The organism is Lelliottia wanjuensis, assembly GCF_030238365.1.
GTDB lineage: Bacteria > Pseudomonadota > Gammaproteobacteria > Enterobacterales > Enterobacteriaceae > Enterobacter > Enterobacter wanjuensis.
This window is the reverse complement of sequence record NZ_JASSOT010000068.1, coordinates 103,468-121,531: the sequence shown is the minus strand read 5'-3', so window position 1 is coordinate 121,531 and position 18,064 is coordinate 103,468. Positions and strand designations below refer to the sequence as shown.

Below are 18,064 nucleotides of genomic sequence, written 5' to 3'. Positions count from 1 at the left end.
AGACATAAAAAAACCGGCGATAATCGCCGGTTTTTTTGTTTACGCGTTATGCGTGCGGTTTTTCACCGTTTTCATCCTGGTCGACCGCAAAGCAGGCCACCAGTTGACCGCCGTAGTCTTTCAACTGCGGCTGCAGCTGAGTACAAGGACCGAAGCGGCGACGACAACGCGCGTTGAACGCACAGCCCGGTGGCGGGTTCAGCGGACTCGGCAGCTCGCCCGTCAGCTTTATACGTTCGCGGCGATCGTCCGGGTTCAGGCGCGGTGTGGCAGAGAGCAGCGCCTGGGTGTACGGATGACGAGGATTATTAAAGATCTGGTCTTTGGTCCCCTTCTCCACACAGCGGCCCAGGTACATCACCATCACTTCATCGGCGATGTGCTCCACCACCGACAGATCGTGGGAGATAAACACATACGACAGCCCCAGATCCTGCTGCAAATCCATCATCAGGTTCAGCACCTGCGCACGCACGGAGACGTCGAGCGCAGAGACCGGTTCATCGGCAATCACCACATCCGGGTCGAGCATCAGGCCACGGGCAATGGCGATACGCTGACGCTGGCCGCCAGAGAACATGTGCGGATAACGGTCGTAGTGCTCGGTTTTGAGCCCCACTTTCGCCATCATCGCCAGCGCTTTTTCACGGCGCTGCTCTTTGTTGAGATCGCTGTTAATCTGCAGCGGCTCTTCCAGAATCTGTCCCACTTTTTTGCGCGGGTTCAGAGAACCGTACGGGTTCTGGAACACGATCTGGATTTTCTGCCGACGCAGCTTTTGCGCCTGCGGATCGTGCTTGAGCAGATCCTGGCCCTGATAGTACAGCTCGCCGCCGGTTGGGGTTTCAATCATCGTCAGCAGACGACCCAGTGTGGATTTCCCACAGCCAGATTCCCCCACCACGGCCAGCGTTTTGCCGCGCTCAAGGGTAAACGACACCCCATCCAGCGCTTTTACCAGGCGTTCCGGGGCAAAAATCCCCTTCTTCACCGGGTAGTGTTTTTTCAGATCGATGGCCTGCAACAGGTGCTGGTGTTTGGTGGCCTCTTGCGTACTCATAGTGTTGGCCTCCCGGCATCATCAAGTGGGTAGTGACATTTCGACTGACGGCCATCGTGGAGGGTATTCAGCTCTGGCTCTTCAGCACGACACTTATCGGTGGCATACGGGCAGCGCGGATTCAGCAGACAGCCCGTCGGGCGGTCATATTTGCCAGGAACGACGCCAGGCAGTGACGCCAGACGCGCTTTATCCTGAGCAAACTCCGGCAGCGCACGCAGCAGCGCCTGAGTATAGGGATGACGCGGCGCACGGAAGATATCGTGCGAGCTCCCGGCCTCCACCACTTGTCCGGCATACATCACGATGATTTTGTGCGCGGCTTCCGCTACCAGCGCCAGATCGTGAGTAATCAATACCAGCGCCATATTCTCTTTTTGCTGCAGCTCAAGCAGCAGTTCGATGATCTGCGCCTGAATGGTCACGTCCAGCGCCGTCGTCGGTTCATCTGCAATCAGCAGTTTTGGCCGACAGGCAATCGCCATGGCGATCATCACTCGCTGGCTCATCCCACCGGACAGCTGGTGCGGATACACGTCCAGACGCGACGCCGGGTCAGGGATCCCCACCTGCGTGAGCAGGTCGATCGCGCGCTGGCGACGGGTTTTCTTGTTGCCGCCCTGATGCACCTTGATCGCTTCCATAATCTGGAAACCGACGGTGTAGCACGGGTTAAGGCTGGTCATCGGGTCCTGGAAGATCATCGCCACTTCAGCGCCCACCAGCTGGCGGCGCTGCTTCTCGGAGATACGCTTCAGATCCTGGCCGTTAAACTCCAGGCTTTCCGCCATCACGCGGCCCGGATAATCAATCAGCCCCATAATCGCCAGTGAACTGACGGATTTACCGGAGCCAGACTCGCCCACGATACCGACCACTTCACCCTGATTCACGCTGTAGCTGATACGGTCTACGGCACGAAACTCGGAGCCCACGTCACCGAAGTGCACCGATAATTTATCTACATTTAATAACGCCATCTCGTGCCTCTTACTGCTTCAGTTTGGGATCAAGTGCATCACGCAGACCATCACCCATCAGGTTAAATGCCAGCACCGTCAGGAGGATCGCCAGACCCGGGAAGGTCACGACCCACCACGCGCTTTGCGCGAACTGCAACACATCGGCGAGCATCGTGCCCCACTCCGGTGTTGGCGGCTGCGCACCCATGCCCAGGAAGCCAAGAGCAGCCATATCGAGAATGGCGTTAGAGAAACCGAGCGACGCCTGAACAATCAGCGGCGCAAGGCAGTTCGGGAGAATATTGACGAACATCTGGCGCAGCGCGCCCGCACCCGCCACGCGTGAAGCGGTGACGTAATCGCGGTTCACTTCCACCAGCACCGCCGCACGCGTCAATCGTACGTAATGCGGGAGTGCAACGAACGTCAGGGCAAGTGCTGCGTTACCGATCGACGGCCCAAACACCGCCACCAGCACCAGCGCCAGCAGCAGGCTCGGCAGCGCCAGCATGATGTCGACGATACGCATAATGATGTTATCGACCAGACCGCCGAAGTAGCCCGCCACCAGTCCGAGGATAACCCCCAGGATCAGCGACAGCACCACCACCAGACAGCCCACCAGCAGCGACAGACGCGCACCGTACATCAGGCGCGACAGCACATCGCGGCCCACGTCGTCCGTACCGAGCAGATGGGTGAGGGTGCCGCCATCCTGCCAGGCTGGCGGCGCCAGCAGCACGTCGCGGAACTGATCCGCCGGGTTGAAAGGTGCGAGGAAGTTCGCAAACACGGCAATAATGATCATGATGGTGACATACACCAGCCCGACCACCGCGCCCTTGTTGCGTTTGAAGTAGTGCCAGAACTCCTGCAGCGGCGTCATTGGCACCGGGGCAGCAACAGCTTTATTTTGAGTAACTTGTGACATGATGGCCCCTTACTTCTTATGACGAATACGCGGGTTCACCACGCCGTACAGCAGATCGACCAGCAGGTTGACGAGGATAATCATCGTCGCCACCAGCAACACACCGCCCTGCACAACCGGATAATCACGGCGCTGCAGCGCGTCGATCAGCCAACGTCCCAGGCCCGGCCAGGAGAAGATGGTTTCAGTCAGGATCGCCCCGGCCAGCAAGGTTCCCACCTGCAGACCAATAACGGTCACCACCGGCAGCATCGCGTTACGCAAGGCATGGACGATAATGACGCGCATACGGGTCAGCCCTTTGGCGCGAGCGGTACGGATATAATCCTCACCCAGCACTTCCAGCATCGACGAACGGGTCATACGCACGATCACCGCTAACGGAATTGTCCCGAGCACCATTGCAGGCAGGATCATGTGCGCCAGCGCATCAATGAAGTTGCCTTCTTCGCCCCAGATCGCCGTATCAATCAGCATAAAGCCGGTGAGCGGGTTGGAGTCATCGAGGAACACCATGTCGCTCACGCGCCCGGAGACCGGCGTCAGGTTGAGCTGCACCGAGACCAGCATGATCAGCATCATGCCCCACCAGAAGATAGGCATGGAGTAACCGGTCAGCGCCAGGCCAACGGCGGTGTGATCGAAGATAGAGCCGCGCTTAACCGCAGCCAGTACACCGACGGGAATACCGACAGCAACGGCGAAAATCATGGCGCAGATACCGAGTTCCAGCGTCGCTTTAAAACGCGGCACAAACTCGTCCCACACCGGAAGACGGCTTTTCAGCGAAATCCCTAAATCACCGTGCAATACGCCCCAGATATAGTGGAGGTACTGCTGCCACATCGGCTTATCGAGGCCGAGTTCGGCCAGCAGCTGCGCATGGCGTTCAGGGGAGATACCACGCTCACCCGCCATAATCATTACCGGGTCGCCGGGGATCATATGGACGAAGGCAAAAGTGAGAAGGGTGATACCGATAAACGTGGGGATGACAAGTCCCAGACGTCGGAGGATGAACTGCAACATATCCCGTACTCTCTCTAGAGACTCACAGCCTGGAACCGTGCGTCTGTATTGCTCACAACTGCCGGGTGACGCTACGCTTACCCGGCCTACTCTCGTAGGCCCGCGCAAGCGCAGCGCCGCCGGGCACTAGGGTACTCACGTACCCCTTACATTTTTAATTATTCGATTGAGACGTTTTCGAAGTGGTGTTTGCCCAACGGATCAACCACATAGCCTTTGACTTCTTTACGCACTGGCTCGTAAACGGTGGAGTGAGCCACGATCAGCGCCGGAGCCTGGTCATGCATCACTACCTGAGCCTGTTTGTACAGTTCAATACGCTTGTTGTGATCGTCGGTCGCACGTGCCGGTTGGATCAGGTCTTCAAACGGCTTGTAGCACCAGCGAGAGTAATTAGAACCGTCTTTCGCCGCTGCGCAGCTGAACAGGGTGGCGAAGAAATTGTCCGGATCCCCATTGTCCCCGGTCCAGCCCATCATCACGGCCTGGTGCTCACCTGCTTTGGCGCGTTTCAGATACTCGCCCCACTCGTAAGTGACGATCTTGGCCTGAACGCCGACTTTAGCCCAGTCAGCCTGAACCATTTCCGCCATACGGCGCGCGTTCGGGTTATATGGACGCTGTACTGGCATCGCCCACAGCTCAACGGTAAAGCCTTTATCCTGGCCTGCTTCTTTCAGCAGCGCTTTCGCTTTCTCAGGATCGTAGGAGTAGTCTTTAACGTCGTCGTTGTAGCCCCACATGGTTGGTGGGATCAGGTTCTTAGCAGCCACACCCGCGCCCTGGTAAACGGCTTTGATGATCGCTTCTTTGTTCACCGCGTAAGTCAGCGCCTGACGCACTTTCACGTCATCAAACGGTTTCTTCTCGGTGTTGAAGGAGAGGTAACCCACGTTCAGGCCCGCCTGCTCCAGCAGGTTGATGTTTTTGTCCTGCTTCATGCGAGCGATGTCAGCCGGGTTCGGGTACGGCATGACCTGGCACTCGTTTTTCTGCAGTTTGGCGTAACGCACGGATGCGTCAGGCGTGATGGAGAAGACCAGACGGTCGATCTGCGGCTTAGTGCCCCAGTAACCTTCGAACGCTTTGTACAGAATACGGGAGTCTTTCTGGTACTGCTGCAGCTGGAATGGACCGGTACCGATTGGGTTCAGATCCACTTTTTCCGGGGTGCCTGCTTTCAGCATGTTGTCCGCGTACTCTTTTGACAGAATAGAGGCGAAGTCCATAGCCAGGTCAGCCAGGAATGGCGCTTCTGGACGGCTCAGTACGAACTGAACGGTTTTGTCGTCCACTTTTTTCACTTCGGTGATCAGATCCGGCAGACCCATCCCTTCGAAGTACTCATAGCTGCCGCCAGAGACTTTGTGGTACGGGTTCTGTGCGTTCTTCTGACGGTCGAAGGAGAAGACAACGTCATCCGCAGTCAGCTCACGCGTCGGTTTAAAATCTTTGTTGTCCTGCCACTTCACGCCCTGGCGAAGATGGAAGGTATAGGTCTTGCCGTCTTCGCTGACTTCCCACTTCTCAGCCAGACCCGGAATCACTTCCGTGGTACCGGTTTTGAATTCAACCAGACGGTTATAGATAGGTACGGAGCTTGCGTCGTACGTGGTACCAGAGGTGAACAGCTGTGGGTTAAAGCCTTCCGGCGAGCCTTCAGAACAGTAAACCAGGGTTTTTGCCTGTACGCTTGCTGCGACGGTGAGAGCGACCAGGCTCAGACCAAGCTTCAGCATCCCTGACTTCTTCAAGGAAATACTCATTATTCTGCTCCAATGTGATGTTTTGCTTTGTTGTGTTACGCCGCCTGACCTTTATTTATTTTTTACCCGGTCCGGTCGGTGATGCCCGAAGGCGTGATAAGGGTTGGAGATTCCTTTCAGAAGAGCGTCGGAGTTGCAGCGCAGATCCTCCCTGAAATGCCCCTCGTGCCCTACAATCTGTCAACAGAATGTGAAAACGTCAATACAGGTGACGGGGATTTACGTTGAGGGTGAGAAACGGCAAACAAAGATTAAAAAAACTTTAGGCGTCTATTTTCAGCAGGGAAATTTATGCTACTCCTCATCTTGCAGCACAACTCTCTTCATATTTCGCAACAATCAGTGATTAACATTTATTCAGATCGCGTAAATTTTCTTACAGAATGGCGATTATCTGCGCAGTAAATGCCACGAACGTTAAAACGCACAGCGGAAAATGCTGAGGTTATCCATAAGCAACGCGAAAAAAAATCAATCCATATATAAAAAAATACAATGGATTATGTCACAAAATCGTTAACAGGCAGGGGAATGCGGGGATAAGGAGCGTTTTGGCCGGTCGGCGTGGATAAGCCCATAATGCAAAAAGGGCTAACCTTGCGGTTAGCCCTTATTTAAATCTGGTCGGCGAGAGAGGATGACTCGCCACTACGTGGCTCGCCCTGCGGGCCGTTGCTAAAGCAACCTTCCCCGGAGATTCTCATCCTCACAAACTCCAGACGAAAAAAAACCTGCTTTAAAAGCAGGTTTTTCGAATGTGGTCGGCGAGAGAGGATTCGAACCTCCGACCCACTGGTCCCAAACCAGTTGCGCTACCAAGCTGCGCTACTCGCCGAATGCGGAGCGCATCTTACTGCTGGGGTGCGCCCCCGTCAATCCCTTATCTGCAAAAAGCCATTCGACTGGCGAGAAACTCGCCAGCTCGGTTACTTAGCGGCTTTTGACGCGCCCTCAGGGATGTGACACCAGTTGTTATTCTCGTTAATCCCGCCGTCTGGCGAGGTATAGCCGAGGCAACCCATAATGGTGTCGTACAGCTCAACGTGACGGCGAGGTACCTTCATCGCGGCTTCTTTTTTCAGCTGCTGGAACATCTTCTCTTTATCCGGGTTCTCCAGATACTTATCCGACATCCAGACCATCATCGGCACGCGGAACTGCTCCGGTGGCGCCATTTTGCGCGGCGTACCGTGCAGGTGCTCAAAATCGTTGATCGATTCACCGTGGTCGGCGGCATAGAAAACAATCGCCTTCTTGTCGCGCACCTGGTCAATCACGCTCTCGATAAAGTGATCCACATACATCACCGAGTTATCGTACGAGTTAATCAGCTGCTCTTTGGTGCAATCCTTATCCACGCCCACGCACTCCGGCGTCCATTTGGCAAAGCTGCGCGGATAACGCTGGGTGTAGTTGAAGTGCGAGCCTTTGGTATGCAGGATGATCATGTGTTTACCATCCTGATTGTTGCTCAGAGAACCCTTCATCTCGTCGATCAACAGCATATCGTCGACGCTCTTACCGCGGTTACGCGGCTCGGCACCGATCTGCTCACGATAGGCAATGTTCTGCGCCATGGTGTTGCTGTAGAACCACATCTCGCTCTGCATCGCATAGAGATCGGCACTGAACCCAAGCTGATGCAGCACCGAGAAGACGTTCTGCTCTTTCAGGGTTCGCTGCGGGTTATCATCCGCCCCACCCTCGCGCACAAACATACACCGCAGCGACAGCTTGGTCGCTGTATCACAGGAATAACCTCTATAGGCGACCAGGTTTTTCTCCTGCGCCAGTTTCGGTGTGGTGTCACGATCGTAGCCCAGAATCCCCATGTGATCCCAGCGCGTCGTTTCACCGATGATAAAGACCACATAGGTATCGTCGATATCTTTCGGGGCTTCGTAGGTGAACTCCTTTGCCGGATTCCGCAAGGATTTATTATCCGAGGACTCATCCACCTGCGCCCAGGCATATAAGCCCAGCGCGGAAATCCAGTTAGAAGGCAGATAGGAGTTGGCGACTACGCCACCGTAACTTGGCAAATCCACGCCAGAGGTACGTTCGTCATTCTTCTGCTTCACTTCAAGCAGACGAATCGGGCCCCAGACCATCAGCCCGGCCAGCAGCACAATCGCCACGCTTCTGATACGCTGCCCCGGCGTGCGCATCTGACGCAGCAAGGTATAGCGGCAGCGGTTGCTCCAGATCAGCAGCAGCGGCAGCGCGCTCACGCCCACCAGCCACAGGATGAAGTGCAGACCGACGACTTCTTTTGAGAGATCGATATCCGTCGTCATGACTGAGGCAATAATGCCGTAGCCAATAACCACGTTCATAAATGTCATGTAATAACTGGCACCCGCCGAACAGAGCACCACCAGCGAAGCCAGAACGCGCCAGATGCGGCGACCAAACAGAGAGAGCAGACGTAATAAGAAAAAAGTGACCAGAACAGTACCGGCCAATTCAACAACCGCGGCGATTCCTTTCCAGACGGTAAAATCCTGCGCGTATCCGTCAAACCGACGGAAAAAAACAGCGCCATTCATAAACAGGCCGATGTACAACGCCAGCAAAAAACTCAGCTTTTGTTGAGTCATCGATTTAATATATTTCATGCAAGCTACCCGGAAAAAGGGACAGTCACGACATTCACTTTTGACTGCAAAAGTGAACAGAGTAGATATTCGCTCAGGGGATCGTTATCAGAAACGTCTAAAGCGTGGTAAGTAGACCACAGAGAAGGGGAAAAGTGGCAGCAGAGAGTGTGATTGCAGTAGATATTTACAAAAAATCAAGTTCGATAACAGAGTGGGTCAAAAAACGGACGTTAAGGCAGTGAAAAAAAGGCCGGAAACTCCAGCCTTTTCAATCATTCATCAGGCATGTGCTTCGTTAAAGACTTCACGCTGCGGCTGGCGAATGGTGGTGGAGAGCGCCAGAGAGATAATCAGCAGCGCGAAGATTACGCAGAAGGTGACATAGAAGCCGCCGAACAGCGAGGCAATCAGCGACCCGCAGATGCTGCCGATACCAAAACCTAAATAAATCACCCCGTAATTCTTCGCCAGATTATTCAGGCCAAAGAACTCGCTCACCAGCGACGGGAAGACGGTAATGGTGCCGCCAAAGTTAAAGGCTACACAGGCAATCGCCGCGAAGAAGGTCATCTCGTTCAGCGGGGCAAACAGCAGGGCCGCCATCCCGACCAGAGAAACCACTTGCCCGAGCGTAATCACACGGATACGGGCGATTTTGTCGGAGAGAATACCCAGCACCAGACGACCGGAGAGGTTCGCGATGGAAATCACCGTCACCGCATTCGCCGCTGTCAGCGCATCCAGTTTCACCATCCCTTGTGCAATATCTTTCGCCACGCCAATCACATACAGGCCGCTCATGCACGCGGTCAGGAACATCACCGCCAGCATCCAGTACTGCGGCTGACGCATGGACTGGGCCAGGGTGAAGTCGTTTTCCACCACGCCGTTAACGGTTTTGACTTCCTGCTGCGGGGCATCTTTCATCAGGGTCGCGCCGAACAGAATCATCACCAGCACGATAGCGCCCCAGATCATGAAGGTCTTTTCCAGGCCCACGGAGGTCAGCAGATGGGAGTCGATAAATTTAAACCCGAGGCTGCCCAGGCCATAAGAGCCAATAGAAAAGGCTGAGATCAAGCCTTTACGCTCCGGGAACCACTTTACGCAGTTCGACAGGGTCAGCAGATAACCCGCGCCGTCCGCCAGACCGACCAGCACACCGGCACTCAGCCAGAGCATCATCAGGTTGCTGGAGTGCGCTGTCAGGAAGAAGCCGACACCTAACAGAATGCCAGAGGCCATGGTGACGCGCTTCACGCCAAAACGCTCCTGCAATTTCCCGGCGACGGAGGAGGACAACGCCAGCCCGAGGCTCAGCAGGCCGAAGGAGAACGCGACCTGACTCACCGGTGCGCCGAGTTTGTCGGAGAGCGCGCTGTTAAACAGGCTCCAGGTATACACCGATCCCAACGCAAATTGCGTCACGATGGTGCCAAAGAGGGTCAGCCAACGAGTGCGGTTGTAAGTTGATGTGTTCATGGCAGTTGTCCTGCAAGAGAAATTAAGGGAATTCGCTGCAGACAACGATAAACAAAACCTCAAATTAGCAGGGGGAAAACGGCATGAAATGCAGTAGAGACGGAATGAAATGCCTGGATTCTGGAATGAATGACCTTGCCGGGAAGCGCGAAACGCCTTTTGTTAGTGCCTGCTATCGCTACAAGCCCGGCCGTCATTGTATTTAAGATGTTATCGTCAGGTTGATTTCAGTAACAAAATTAAAATCTCGCGCTTACACCCAGCGTATAAAGATAATCAGCCCCGGTCATGGTGCTATCGGCCTGGGATAACGATGCATACGCCGCCATATGCGGGTAAAGCAGCACGTCGGCCCCCACGGTGACATCCATCCAGTTATCGTACTGCATCGAGGCAGGCAGACGACTCATCCCGGACTGGGACTTCCACTGATTATCGCCAAACTGCTGGTTATAGCTGATCTGCGCCCAGGGTCGGAGACCGCCCACGCGCGTGTCCACCCGCCAGCCAAGGGTGCTCACGCTGGCATGCCAGAGCGGATCGGTTAACGCCTTACTGCCGTTATCCCCAAACTCGTTGTAAATCATTGGCAACGAAGCGTCGTAATGCCATTCGGCGACGGGCCCGGTGGTCACATTGTTCGTCACCGGAATATTGACGCTCAGACTCATGGTACTGGCGGATTCGGCAGGATAATTTTCCGGCGAATTCAACGCCACACCCGGACCATTCTGGGCAGAACGGATCCGCTCCGCGAGAATATCCTCATAACGCGGTTGGTGATCGGCGTCCCATGTATAGCGTTCGGTCGTATTATTTTGCGCGTCCGAAACGATATATTCCTGTTGCCAGGCGTATGCTGTGCTACAAAAAAACAAACAGACAGGTATTCCCGCCAGGCCAGTAAAGGCATGGCGACCACTGATTATTTTTATCATCATCAAAGCGACTCCAGAAAGAGCCGAATTCGGCGATATTTGTCATTGTTAGAGAGAGGTATGAGGGCAAAGCCCTTAATTAAATATTGTCTTTTTAAGACACACGTCAAGCCAGCCAGGTTGATTTTTTTACGGGTTAAAATCATTAAGGATGAAAACCAATGCAACGTTGCGGATGGGTAAGCCAGGATCAGCTCTATATCGACTATCACGATAAAGAATGGGGCGTGCCGGAGACCGACGGTCAAAAGCTCTTTGAGATGATCTGTCTGGAGGGGCAGCAGGCGGGTTTATCGTGGATCACGGTACTGAAGAAACGGGAAAACTACCGCAAAGCCTTCCACCATTTTGATCCCGTTGCGGTGGCGGCCATGACCGAAGAAGATGTCGAAAGGCTGGTACTCGACGCCGGAATCATTCGTCATCGCGGTAAAATTCAGGCCATCATTGGCAACGCCAAAGCGTATCTGGCGATGGCCGAAAACGGCGAGCCGTTCTGTGAGTTTGTCTGGTCGTTTGTCGACAACACGCCAATTATCACCCAGGCCGCGACAATGGGTGAAATCCCGACGTCGACACCCGCCTCCGATGCCCTGTCTAAAGCACTGAAAAAGCGCGGCTTCAAATTTGTTGGCACCACGATTTGCTACTCTTTCATGCAAGCCTGCGGCCTGGTGAACGATCACATCACGGGCTGTTTCTGCCACCCTGGAGGCCAACATGATCCGCAAATGGCAAAGTGAAAACACCGCGCCGCTGCTCAGTTTATGGCTTGAAAGCACCACCGACGCGCACCCGTTTATCGACCCGCAATACTGGATAGAGAGCGAGACGCTGGTGCGCGACGCCTATCTTCCTTCCGCTGAAACCTGGGTGTGGGAAGAGGAAGACGAAGTGCGCGGGTTTATCAGCGTCATGCAGTCGCAGTTTATCGGCGCGCTGTTTGTCGCCACCGCGCATATGGGCAAGGGGATCGGCCACGCGCTGATCCACCATGTGCAGCAGCACTACCCGTATCTCAGCCTGGAGGTTTACCAGAAGAACAGTCGGGCGGTGAATTTCTACCATGCTCAGGGTTTTCGCATTGAAGACAGCGCCTGGCAGGAAGAGACTCAACACCCGACGTGGATCATGAGCTGGCAGGCGGATCAAACGCCGTAAGCGTCAGCTCGGGCCCCTGATATTTCTCGACCCAGGCCAGCGCCGTGTTCCCTGCGCAGCCATTCCCCAGCTTCGAGCTGGGGAGATCTTTGGTGAGCACGTTCACCGCGCCGTTTTTGCAGATCCCACCTTCCGTCAGATCCAGATCCGGCCAGGCGCCCTGGTGAATGCAGATCACGCCGGGCTTAATCCCTTCGCTCACCACCGCGCCCGCCAGCACTTGACCGCGCGCGTTCCAGACCCGCACCACGTCACCGTCAACAATCCCGCGCGCCTTCGCGTCTTCCGCATGTAAGGTGATCGGCTCACGTCCCGCCACGGCATAAGTTTCACGCAGCGACGAATAGTTGAGCTGGCTGTGCAGACGATGCGCCGGATGGGCCGAGAGCACCTGCAGCTGTTTCGGCTGCGCATTACCGTGCCACTCGTCCGGCTCAAGCCACATCGGATGCGGTGGACAGTCGGCATAGTTAAAGCTGGCAATGCGCTGCGAGGTGATCACAATTTTGCCGCTTTCGGTTTTCAGCGGATGGCTTTGCGGGTCGCGGCGGAAATCGGCGAAACGGACAAACTGCGCGTTCTGCTCGCTCTCCGGCATTTCGATCATCTCGTTCGCTTCCCAGAACCGGGCAAACGGCGGCAAGGTCACGCCCTGAGGCGCACCGCGCTCTTCGGCGATCTGGTAAAACGTCTCCAGCCAGTCGAGATCGGATTTGCCTTCAGTGAAACGCTCTCGTCCGCCCTCTTCCCAGCGCTCGCTCAGTTCCGCAAACACCTCAAAGTCATCCCGCGCTTCATCGCGCGGCGCAACCACACGTTTCATCGGCACCATGTGCTGATTGCTGTAGTCGCCGGTCATGGTGAGATCGTTACGCTCGAACGAGGTGGTCGCTGGCAGGACGATATCGGCGTGTTTGGCCGCCGCCGTCCAGAAGCATTCGGAAATCACCACCAGCTCCGGCTTCTGCCAGGCGCGGATCAGACGATTAGTATCCTGATGATGGGTAAAGTTCGCACCGCCCGCCCACCAGACAAAACGGATATCCGGGAAATGGCGATCCTGGCCGTTGTGCTGATAAAAACCGCCGGGGTTTTCCAGCGCTTCGACGATGCGCGCTACCGGGATTTTATCCACGGCATCTGTGCCGTCTTTGACGGAGCCCTGCATCGAGGCCAGCACCGCGGCGCGGCGCGTCGGGTTCCCGCCGTTGGCAAAGTGATACGACAAACCAAAGCCGCCGCCCGGCGTACCGATCTGGCCCAGCATCGCCGCCAGCGTCACCAGCATCCAGTGTTTCTGCTCGCCGAACTGCTGGCGCTGCATCCCCCAGCCGGACATCAGCATGGTGGTGTTTGTGTGGAACAGTGCCGCCAGTTCGCGGAGTTTCGCCGCCTCTATGCCGCAAATGTCGGCCGCCCACTCGGCGGTTTTGGCGATCCCGTCGGTTTTGCCCGTCAGGTAATCGGCGAAATGGTCATAGCCCGTGGTGCAACGACTGAGGAACTCTTCGTCGTGCCAGCCGTTTTCCACCAGCGTATGTGCGATACCCAGCATCATCGCCACGTCGGTTCCCATATGCGGGGCCAGCCATTCGACGCTGTCGCCGAAGAAATCGACGGTTTCCGAGCGCATCGGGTCAATACAAATCAGACGTTTGCCACTTTTACGCAACGCATCAAAATAGCCGATGCCCTGCTCATCCGAAGCGTTCCACGCAATCTTAAGGGTGTTGAGCGGATTGGCACTCCACAGCACCACCACGTCCGTATGCTCCAGCACCAGCGGCCAGCTGGTTTGCTGCTGATACACTTCATTTCCGCCGACAACGTAGGGCATGATCGCCTGTGCCGCGCCCGTCGAGTAGTCACCGAGATGCCCGGTATAGCCGCCCGCCAGACTCATGTAGCGCTGCAGGAGCGTCGCCGCTTTGTGCAGCACGCCGTTCGAACGCCAGCCGTAAGAGCCTGCGAAAATCGACGCCGGGCCGTGGGTCTCACGGATACGTTTGTGCTGGGTGTGGATAATCGCCAGCGCATCGTCCCAGCTCACCCGAACAAATTCATCCTGCCCGCGCGTCCCCTGTGGATTATCGGGCGACGCCAGAAAGCCCTTACGCACCATTGGCCAGCGTACGCGCGTTTTGCTGTGCACCTGATCGCGCACCACGGTTTGTAACGAATTCGGGTGCTGCGTCGGCAGCGCTCCGCGCGAGGAGAGGACATTCTCGCCATCGGTTTCAACCAGCATCGGGCCCCAGTGGGCGGCGGTCAGAATCGTTTTTATTGAAGTGGTCAAGCGTTCGCTCCTGGGTTTGTCTGTTGCAGGTGTGACGGCCTTCTTTGAGGCTATTTAAGATTTGGACACAAATTTCAGAGTTAGCCCTGGAATTTTCTGCGTCTCTGGGCGTCATAATCAACCGCCACGCGCTTCGTGGCAAAGAATAAAAAGGATTAAGGAAATAAGATGAATAAACGCGTACTTGTCATTGCGGCTCTGGTCAGCGGCGCGCTGGCGGTTTCTGGCTGCACAACCAACCCTTACACCGGCGAACGTGAAGCGGGCAAATCCGGCATCGGCGCGGGTATTGGCTCATTAGTCGGCGCAGGCGTTGGCGCACTCTCTTCCTCGAAGAAAGATCGCGGTAAAGGCGCACTGATTGGTGCCGCAGCGGGCGCAGCCCTGGGCGGCGGCGTGGGATATTACATGGACGTGCAGGAAGCGAAACTGCGCGACAAAATGCAGGGAACGGGCGTGAGCGTGACGCGAAGTGGCGACAATATCATCCTGAACATGCCGAACAACGTGACCTTTGACAGCAGCAGCGCGACGCTGAAACCGGCGGGTGCCAACACCCTGACCGGCGTGGCGATGGTGCTCAAAGAGTATAATAAAACCGCAGTAAACGTGACGGGCTACACCGACAGCACCGGCAGCCAGGATCTGAACATGCGTCTGTCTCAGCAGCGCGCAGACTCCGTCGCCAGCTCGCTGATCACCCAGGGCGTTGCGGCAACCCGTATCCGCACCAATGGCATGGGCCCGGCGAACCCAATCGCCAGCAACAGCACGGCAGAAGGCAAAGCGCAGAACCGTCGCGTTGAGATCACCTTGAGTCCTGTGCAGTAACCTTGTTGCCGGGTGGCGGCTGCGCCTTACCCGGCCTACGTTCGGGGATTTTGTAGGCCGGATAAGCGCAGCGCCATCCGGCATGAAGCGCTTGCCATCGCTGATTTTCCCGCTAAGGTGTTCTCACTAATCCTAAGGTAATCAGCGATGAGCAAATCAGCACGGCCCACTATCAGCGACGTGGCGAAAGCCGCCAAAACCGGTAAAACCAGTATTTCCCGCTACCTCAACGGCGAGAAACATCTGCTTTCCGACGCGCTGCTGGCTCGTATTGAGCAAGCCATCGCCGAACTCGACTATCGTCCCAGCCTGATGGCTCGCGGCCTGAAGCATGGTCGTACCCGCCTGATCGGCTTGATCATCGCCGATATCACCAACCCTTACTCCGTCAACGTCCTGAGCGGCATCGAAGCCGCGTGTCGCGAAAAAGGCTTCACTCCGCTGGTGTGTAACACCAACAACGAAGTCAACCAGGAGCTGCACTATCTCGATCTGCTGCGCAGCTACCAGGTGGAAGGCATTGTGGTCAACGCCGTCGGAATGCGCGAAGAGGGGCTTAACCGCCTGCAACAGTCGTCCCTGCCGATGGTGCTCATCGATCGCAAAATCCCGGAATTCGCGTGCGACGTGGTCGGGCTGGATAACACCCAGGCCGCCACCACGGCAACGGAACACCTGATCGAACAAGGCTTCGAAGCGATTTTGTTCATGAGCGAACCGCTGGGGATGGTCAACACCCGTCGCGACCGTCTGAGCGCATTTCGCGCTACGCTGGCGCGTTATCCCGGCGTGATTGCCGAAAATGCCGAAATCCCCCTGCACGAAGCCGACCAAATGGATAACACCCTGCGCCAGTTCCACACCCGCCATCGCGGGATGCGCAAAGCGGTGATTTCCGCCAACGGCGCGCTCACGCTGCAGGTGGCCCGCGCCCTCAAACGCATTGGCCTGAACTGGGGCAGCGATATCGGCCTGCTCGGCTTCGATGAACTCGAATGGGCCGAACTGGCAGGCGTCGGTATAACCACCCTCAAACAGCCTACCTGGCAGATCGGCTATGCCGCCGTCGAGCAGGTGGTACGCCGCATTGAAGGCATGACCGACACCGTACGCGAGCAAGTTTTCTCCGGCGAGTTGATCGTACGCGGCTCCACCTCGCGTTAACCCCTTCGTGATGACGATCATAAATTCAACATCCTGACCTTTTCTTTGGAACCGGTTCCATCTAGCGTAATACCTATCAGCTATGAATGGGAGTCAGCCAATGGGCAGGAAAATCATCGTCGTCACCGCCGCGTATGGCGCGGATCAGGTCCGTCAGGCAGGCGGCCAGCGGGCCATGCTGCCGGTTATAGCCTCGGGCGGTGCCGATGGCGTCGAGATCCGCCGGGAACTGTTCAGCGAAGAAGAGTTACAGTCTCTCCCCACACTCGCGCAATCCATCGAACTGCTCGGTTTGTTCGCCTGTTACTCCGCCCCCGCGCCTCTTTTGATGCCAGACGGCACGCTCAACCCGGATCTGCCGCGCTATCTGCAAGAAGCCAGCACCCTCAATGCCCTGTGGCTGAAAGTCTCGCTGGGCCATTTCCGCGATAAGCAGCCCCTGGAAGCACTGCGAGAGTTGCTCGATGAGAGCGGCATGGCGCTGGTAGTGGAAAACGATCAAACCGACTGCGGCCAGCTCGCGCCGATGCAGCGCTTCAAGGCGGCCTGCCGGGTGATGGAACTGCCGGTCACGCTCACGTTTGATACCGGAAACTGGCTCTGGGTCGGTGAATCACCGGAAGAAGCCGCGCGTCATCTGGCCCCGGCGGTGAGCTATATCCACGTCAAAGCCGCGGTGCCGCATCATCAGCACTACCGTGCAATCGCACCGGATCGCGCCGATGCACGCTGGATGGATCTGCTGGACCAGCTTCCGGCTGACGCCCCGCGCGGGATTGAGTTTCCGCTGGAAGGGCCCGATTTAGCGGCGGTCACTCGCCATTACGTCAACCTGCTGCGTGAGGAGACACGCCATGTCTGATTCTCTGGACGTCATCACCATCGGCGAAGCGATGGCCATGTTTGTGGCTACGGAAACGGGCGAACTCCGCTCGGTCGAACAATTTATCAAACGCGTCGCGGGCGCCGAGCTGAACGTGGCGACCGGTCTGGCGCGCCTTGGGCTCAAAGTCGGCTGGGTCAGCCGCGTGGGCGACGACAGTTTCGGCCACTTTGTGCTGGATTCCCTGAAAAAAGAGGGTATCGACGCCGCGGGCGTGACGCTCGATGGCCGTTTCGCCACCGGTTTTCAGCTCAAGTCTAAAGTCGAAAATGGAACCGATCCCATTGTGGAATACTTCCGTAAAGGGTCCGCTGCCAGCCATCTCTCAACGCAGGATTACCATCCCGCTTACTTTGCCTCCGCGCGGCATCTGCATTTAAGTGGCGTCGCAGCAGCGCTGTCTGCCAGTTCCTATGCCCTGCTCGATCACGCGGCCAGTGCCATGAAAGCTCAGGGCAAAACGATCTCGTTCGATCCAAACCTGCGCCCGGTGCTGTGGAAAAGCGAAGCCGAAATGGTTGAAAAGCTTAACCATCTGGCGTTCCAGGCGAACTGGGTTCTGCCTGGCCTGAAAGAGGGGATGATCCTCACCGGGCAGCAAACCCCGGAAGGGATCGCTGATTTTTATCTCGAGCGCGGCGTGGACGCCGTAGTGCTGAAAACCGGTGCCGACGGCGCCTGGTTCAAAACAGCCGAAGGCGAGAAAGGTGCCGTCGCGGCGGTGAGGGTCGACAACGTTGTCGATACCGTCGGCGCAGGAGATGGTTTCGCAGTAGGAGTAATTAGCGCCCTACTGGAAGGGAAAACGCTGCAACAGGCCGTCGCACGTGGGAACAAAATCGGCTCGCTGGCCATTCAGGTGCAAGGCGACAGCGAAGGATTGCCCACAAGAACACAATTATCCGAGTAACAACAATTAGCCACCGTGTACCCTACAGACAACGGCGGTATAAACCTCAAC

At 56.4% G+C, this 18,064-nt stretch carries 15 protein-coding genes and 1 tRNA gene; 6 read left to right on the top strand and 10 right to left on the bottom strand.

Features of this window, described 5'->3' with window-relative positions; genetic code table 11:
• Positions 1–46: 46 nt before the first annotated feature.
• From dppF to QQF33_RS21045, 9 genes are all read right to left on the bottom strand, one after another.
• Positions 47–1,060 carry a dipeptide ABC transporter ATP-binding subunit DppF gene (gene dppF / locus QQF33_RS21085; protein ID WP_282493011.1) on the bottom strand — a complete coding sequence of 338 codons (1,014 nt, stop codon included), beginning with the start codon at positions 1,058–1,060 and terminating at the stop codon, positions 47–49.
• Positions 1,057–2,040: a dipeptide ABC transporter ATP-binding protein gene (gene dppD / locus QQF33_RS21080; protein WP_285143686.1), complete on the bottom strand. Its 984-nt coding sequence runs from the start codon at positions 2,038–2,040 to the stop codon at positions 1,057–1,059. The genes dppF and dppD overlap by 4 nt, the downstream gene beginning before the upstream one ends.
• 10 nt (positions 2,041–2,050) lie before the next feature.
• Complete coding sequence (gene dppC, locus QQF33_RS21075) at positions 2,051–2,953, bottom strand: dipeptide ABC transporter permease DppC (protein ID WP_285143687.1); 903 nt, start codon at positions 2,951–2,953, stop codon at positions 2,051–2,053.
• 9 nt (positions 2,954–2,962) lie between these two features.
• Positions 2,963–3,982: a dipeptide ABC transporter permease DppB gene (dppB, locus tag QQF33_RS21070; protein WP_100778115.1), complete on the bottom strand. Its 1,020-nt coding sequence runs from the start codon at positions 3,980–3,982 to the stop codon at positions 2,963–2,965.
• 158 nt (positions 3,983–4,140) lie between these two features.
• Positions 4,141–5,748, bottom strand: a complete 1,608-nt coding sequence (dppA, locus tag QQF33_RS21065) for a dipeptide ABC transporter periplasmic-binding protein DppA (RefSeq protein ID WP_282493014.1) — start codon at positions 5,746–5,748, stop codon at positions 4,141–4,143.
• 758 nt (positions 5,749–6,506) lie between these two features.
• Positions 6,507–6,583 (bottom strand) — tRNA-Pro (locus QQF33_RS21060).
• Positions 6,584–6,674: 91 nt separating this feature from the next.
• Entirely contained in the window at positions 6,675–8,366 is a 1,692-nt protein-coding gene (eptB, locus tag QQF33_RS21055) for a kdo(2)-lipid A phosphoethanolamine 7''-transferase (RefSeq protein WP_285158530.1), read from the bottom strand.
• 261 nt (positions 8,367–8,627) lie between these two features.
• Positions 8,628–9,830 carry an L-lactate MFS transporter gene (locus QQF33_RS21050; protein WP_282493016.1) on the bottom strand — a complete coding sequence of 401 codons (1,203 nt, stop codon included), beginning with the start codon at positions 9,828–9,830 and terminating at the stop codon, positions 8,628–8,630.
• 239 nt (positions 9,831–10,069) lie between these two features.
• Positions 10,070–10,771 carry an autotransporter domain-containing protein gene (locus QQF33_RS21045; RefSeq protein ID WP_285158529.1) on the bottom strand — a complete coding sequence of 234 codons (702 nt, stop codon included), beginning with the start codon at positions 10,769–10,771 and terminating at the stop codon, positions 10,070–10,072.
• Between the two features lie 158 nt (positions 10,772–10,929).
• On the opposite strand from QQF33_RS21045, the gene tag reads away from it, so the two are divergent.
• Both tag and QQF33_RS21035 read left to right on the top strand, forming a co-directional pair.
• Positions 10,930–11,511: a DNA-3-methyladenine glycosylase I gene (gene tag, locus QQF33_RS21040; RefSeq protein WP_285158528.1), complete on the top strand. Its 582-nt coding sequence runs from the start codon at positions 10,930–10,932 to the stop codon at positions 11,509–11,511.
• Positions 11,489–11,929: an N-acetyltransferase gene (locus tag QQF33_RS21035; RefSeq protein WP_282493019.1), complete on the top strand. Its 441-nt coding sequence runs from the start codon at positions 11,489–11,491 to the stop codon at positions 11,927–11,929. The genes tag and QQF33_RS21035 overlap by 23 nt, the downstream gene beginning before the upstream one ends.
• Here the strand turns inward: QQF33_RS21035 and QQF33_RS21030 are convergent.
• Entirely contained in the window at positions 11,898–14,225 is a 2,328-nt protein-coding gene (locus tag QQF33_RS21030; RefSeq protein ID WP_390888485.1) for a molybdopterin guanine dinucleotide-containing S/N-oxide reductase, read from the bottom strand. The two genes, QQF33_RS21035 and QQF33_RS21030, sit on opposite strands and share 32 nt — an antisense overlap.
• Positions 14,226–14,393: 168 nt before the next feature.
• On the opposite strand from QQF33_RS21030, the gene QQF33_RS21025 reads away from it, so the two are divergent.
• From QQF33_RS21025 to QQF33_RS21010, 4 genes are all read left to right on the top strand, one after another.
• A complete protein-coding gene (locus tag QQF33_RS21025; protein ID WP_285143691.1) occupies positions 14,394–15,056 on the top strand; it encodes an OmpA family lipoprotein in 663 nt (220 codons plus the stop codon).
• Between the two features lie 147 nt (positions 15,057–15,203).
• Positions 15,204–16,220, top strand: coding sequence for a LacI family DNA-binding transcriptional regulator (locus QQF33_RS21020; RefSeq protein WP_285158527.1), 1,017 nt, complete (start codon positions 15,204–15,206; stop codon positions 16,218–16,220).
• Positions 16,221–16,320: 100 nt separating this feature from the next.
• Entirely contained in the window at positions 16,321–17,082 is a 762-nt protein-coding gene (locus QQF33_RS21015; protein ID WP_285158526.1) for a sugar phosphate isomerase/epimerase family protein, read from the top strand.
• Positions 17,075–18,013 carry a sugar kinase gene (locus QQF33_RS21010; protein ID WP_285158525.1) on the top strand — a complete coding sequence of 313 codons (939 nt, stop codon included), beginning with the start codon at positions 17,075–17,077 and terminating at the stop codon, positions 18,011–18,013. The genes QQF33_RS21015 and QQF33_RS21010 overlap by 8 nt, the downstream gene beginning before the upstream one ends.
• Positions 18,014–18,064: the final 51 nt, after the last annotated feature.

What these genes read in the sequence shown, in the direction of transcription:
- dppF (WP_282493011.1), bottom strand. Translation starts at nt 1,060, where the DNA reads ATGAGTACGCAAGAGGCCACCAAACACCAGCACCTGTTGCAGGCCATC.
- dppD (WP_285143686.1), bottom strand. Translation starts at nt 2,040, where the DNA reads ATGGCGTTATTAAATGTAGATAAATTATCGGTGCACTTCGGTGACGTG.
- dppC (WP_285143687.1), bottom strand. Translation starts at nt 2,953, where the DNA reads ATGTCACAAGTTACTCAAAATAAAGCTGTTGCTGCCCCGGTGCCAATG.
- dppB (WP_100778115.1), bottom strand. Translation starts at nt 3,982, where the DNA reads ATGTTGCAGTTCATCCTCCGACGTCTGGGACTTGTCATCCCCACGTTT.
- dppA (WP_282493014.1), bottom strand. Translation starts at nt 5,748, where the DNA reads ATGAGTATTTCCTTGAAGAAGTCAGGGATGCTGAAGCTTGGTCTGAGC.
- eptB (WP_285158530.1), bottom strand. Translation starts at nt 8,366, where the DNA reads ATGAAATATATTAAATCGATGACTCAACAAAAGCTGAGTTTTTTGCTG.
- QQF33_RS21050 (WP_282493016.1), bottom strand. Translation starts at nt 9,830, where the DNA reads ATGAACACATCAACTTACAACCGCACTCGTTGGCTGACCCTCTTTGGC.
- QQF33_RS21045 (WP_285158529.1), bottom strand. Translation starts at nt 10,771, where the DNA reads ATGATGATAAAAATAATCAGTGGTCGCCATGCCTTTACTGGCCTGGCG.
- tag (WP_285158528.1), top strand. Translation starts at nt 10,930, where the DNA reads ATGCAACGTTGCGGATGGGTAAGCCAGGATCAGCTCTATATCGACTAT.
- QQF33_RS21035 (WP_282493019.1), top strand. Translation starts at nt 11,489, where the DNA reads ATGATCCGCAAATGGCAAAGTGAAAACACCGCGCCGCTGCTCAGTTTA.
- QQF33_RS21025 (WP_285143691.1), top strand. Translation starts at nt 14,394, where the DNA reads ATGAATAAACGCGTACTTGTCATTGCGGCTCTGGTCAGCGGCGCGCTG.
- QQF33_RS21020 (WP_285158527.1), top strand. Translation starts at nt 15,204, where the DNA reads ATGAGCAAATCAGCACGGCCCACTATCAGCGACGTGGCGAAAGCCGCC.
- QQF33_RS21015 (WP_285158526.1), top strand. Translation starts at nt 16,321, where the DNA reads ATGGGCAGGAAAATCATCGTCGTCACCGCCGCGTATGGCGCGGATCAG.
- QQF33_RS21010 (WP_285158525.1), top strand. Translation starts at nt 17,075, where the DNA reads ATGTCTGATTCTCTGGACGTCATCACCATCGGCGAAGCGATGGCCATG.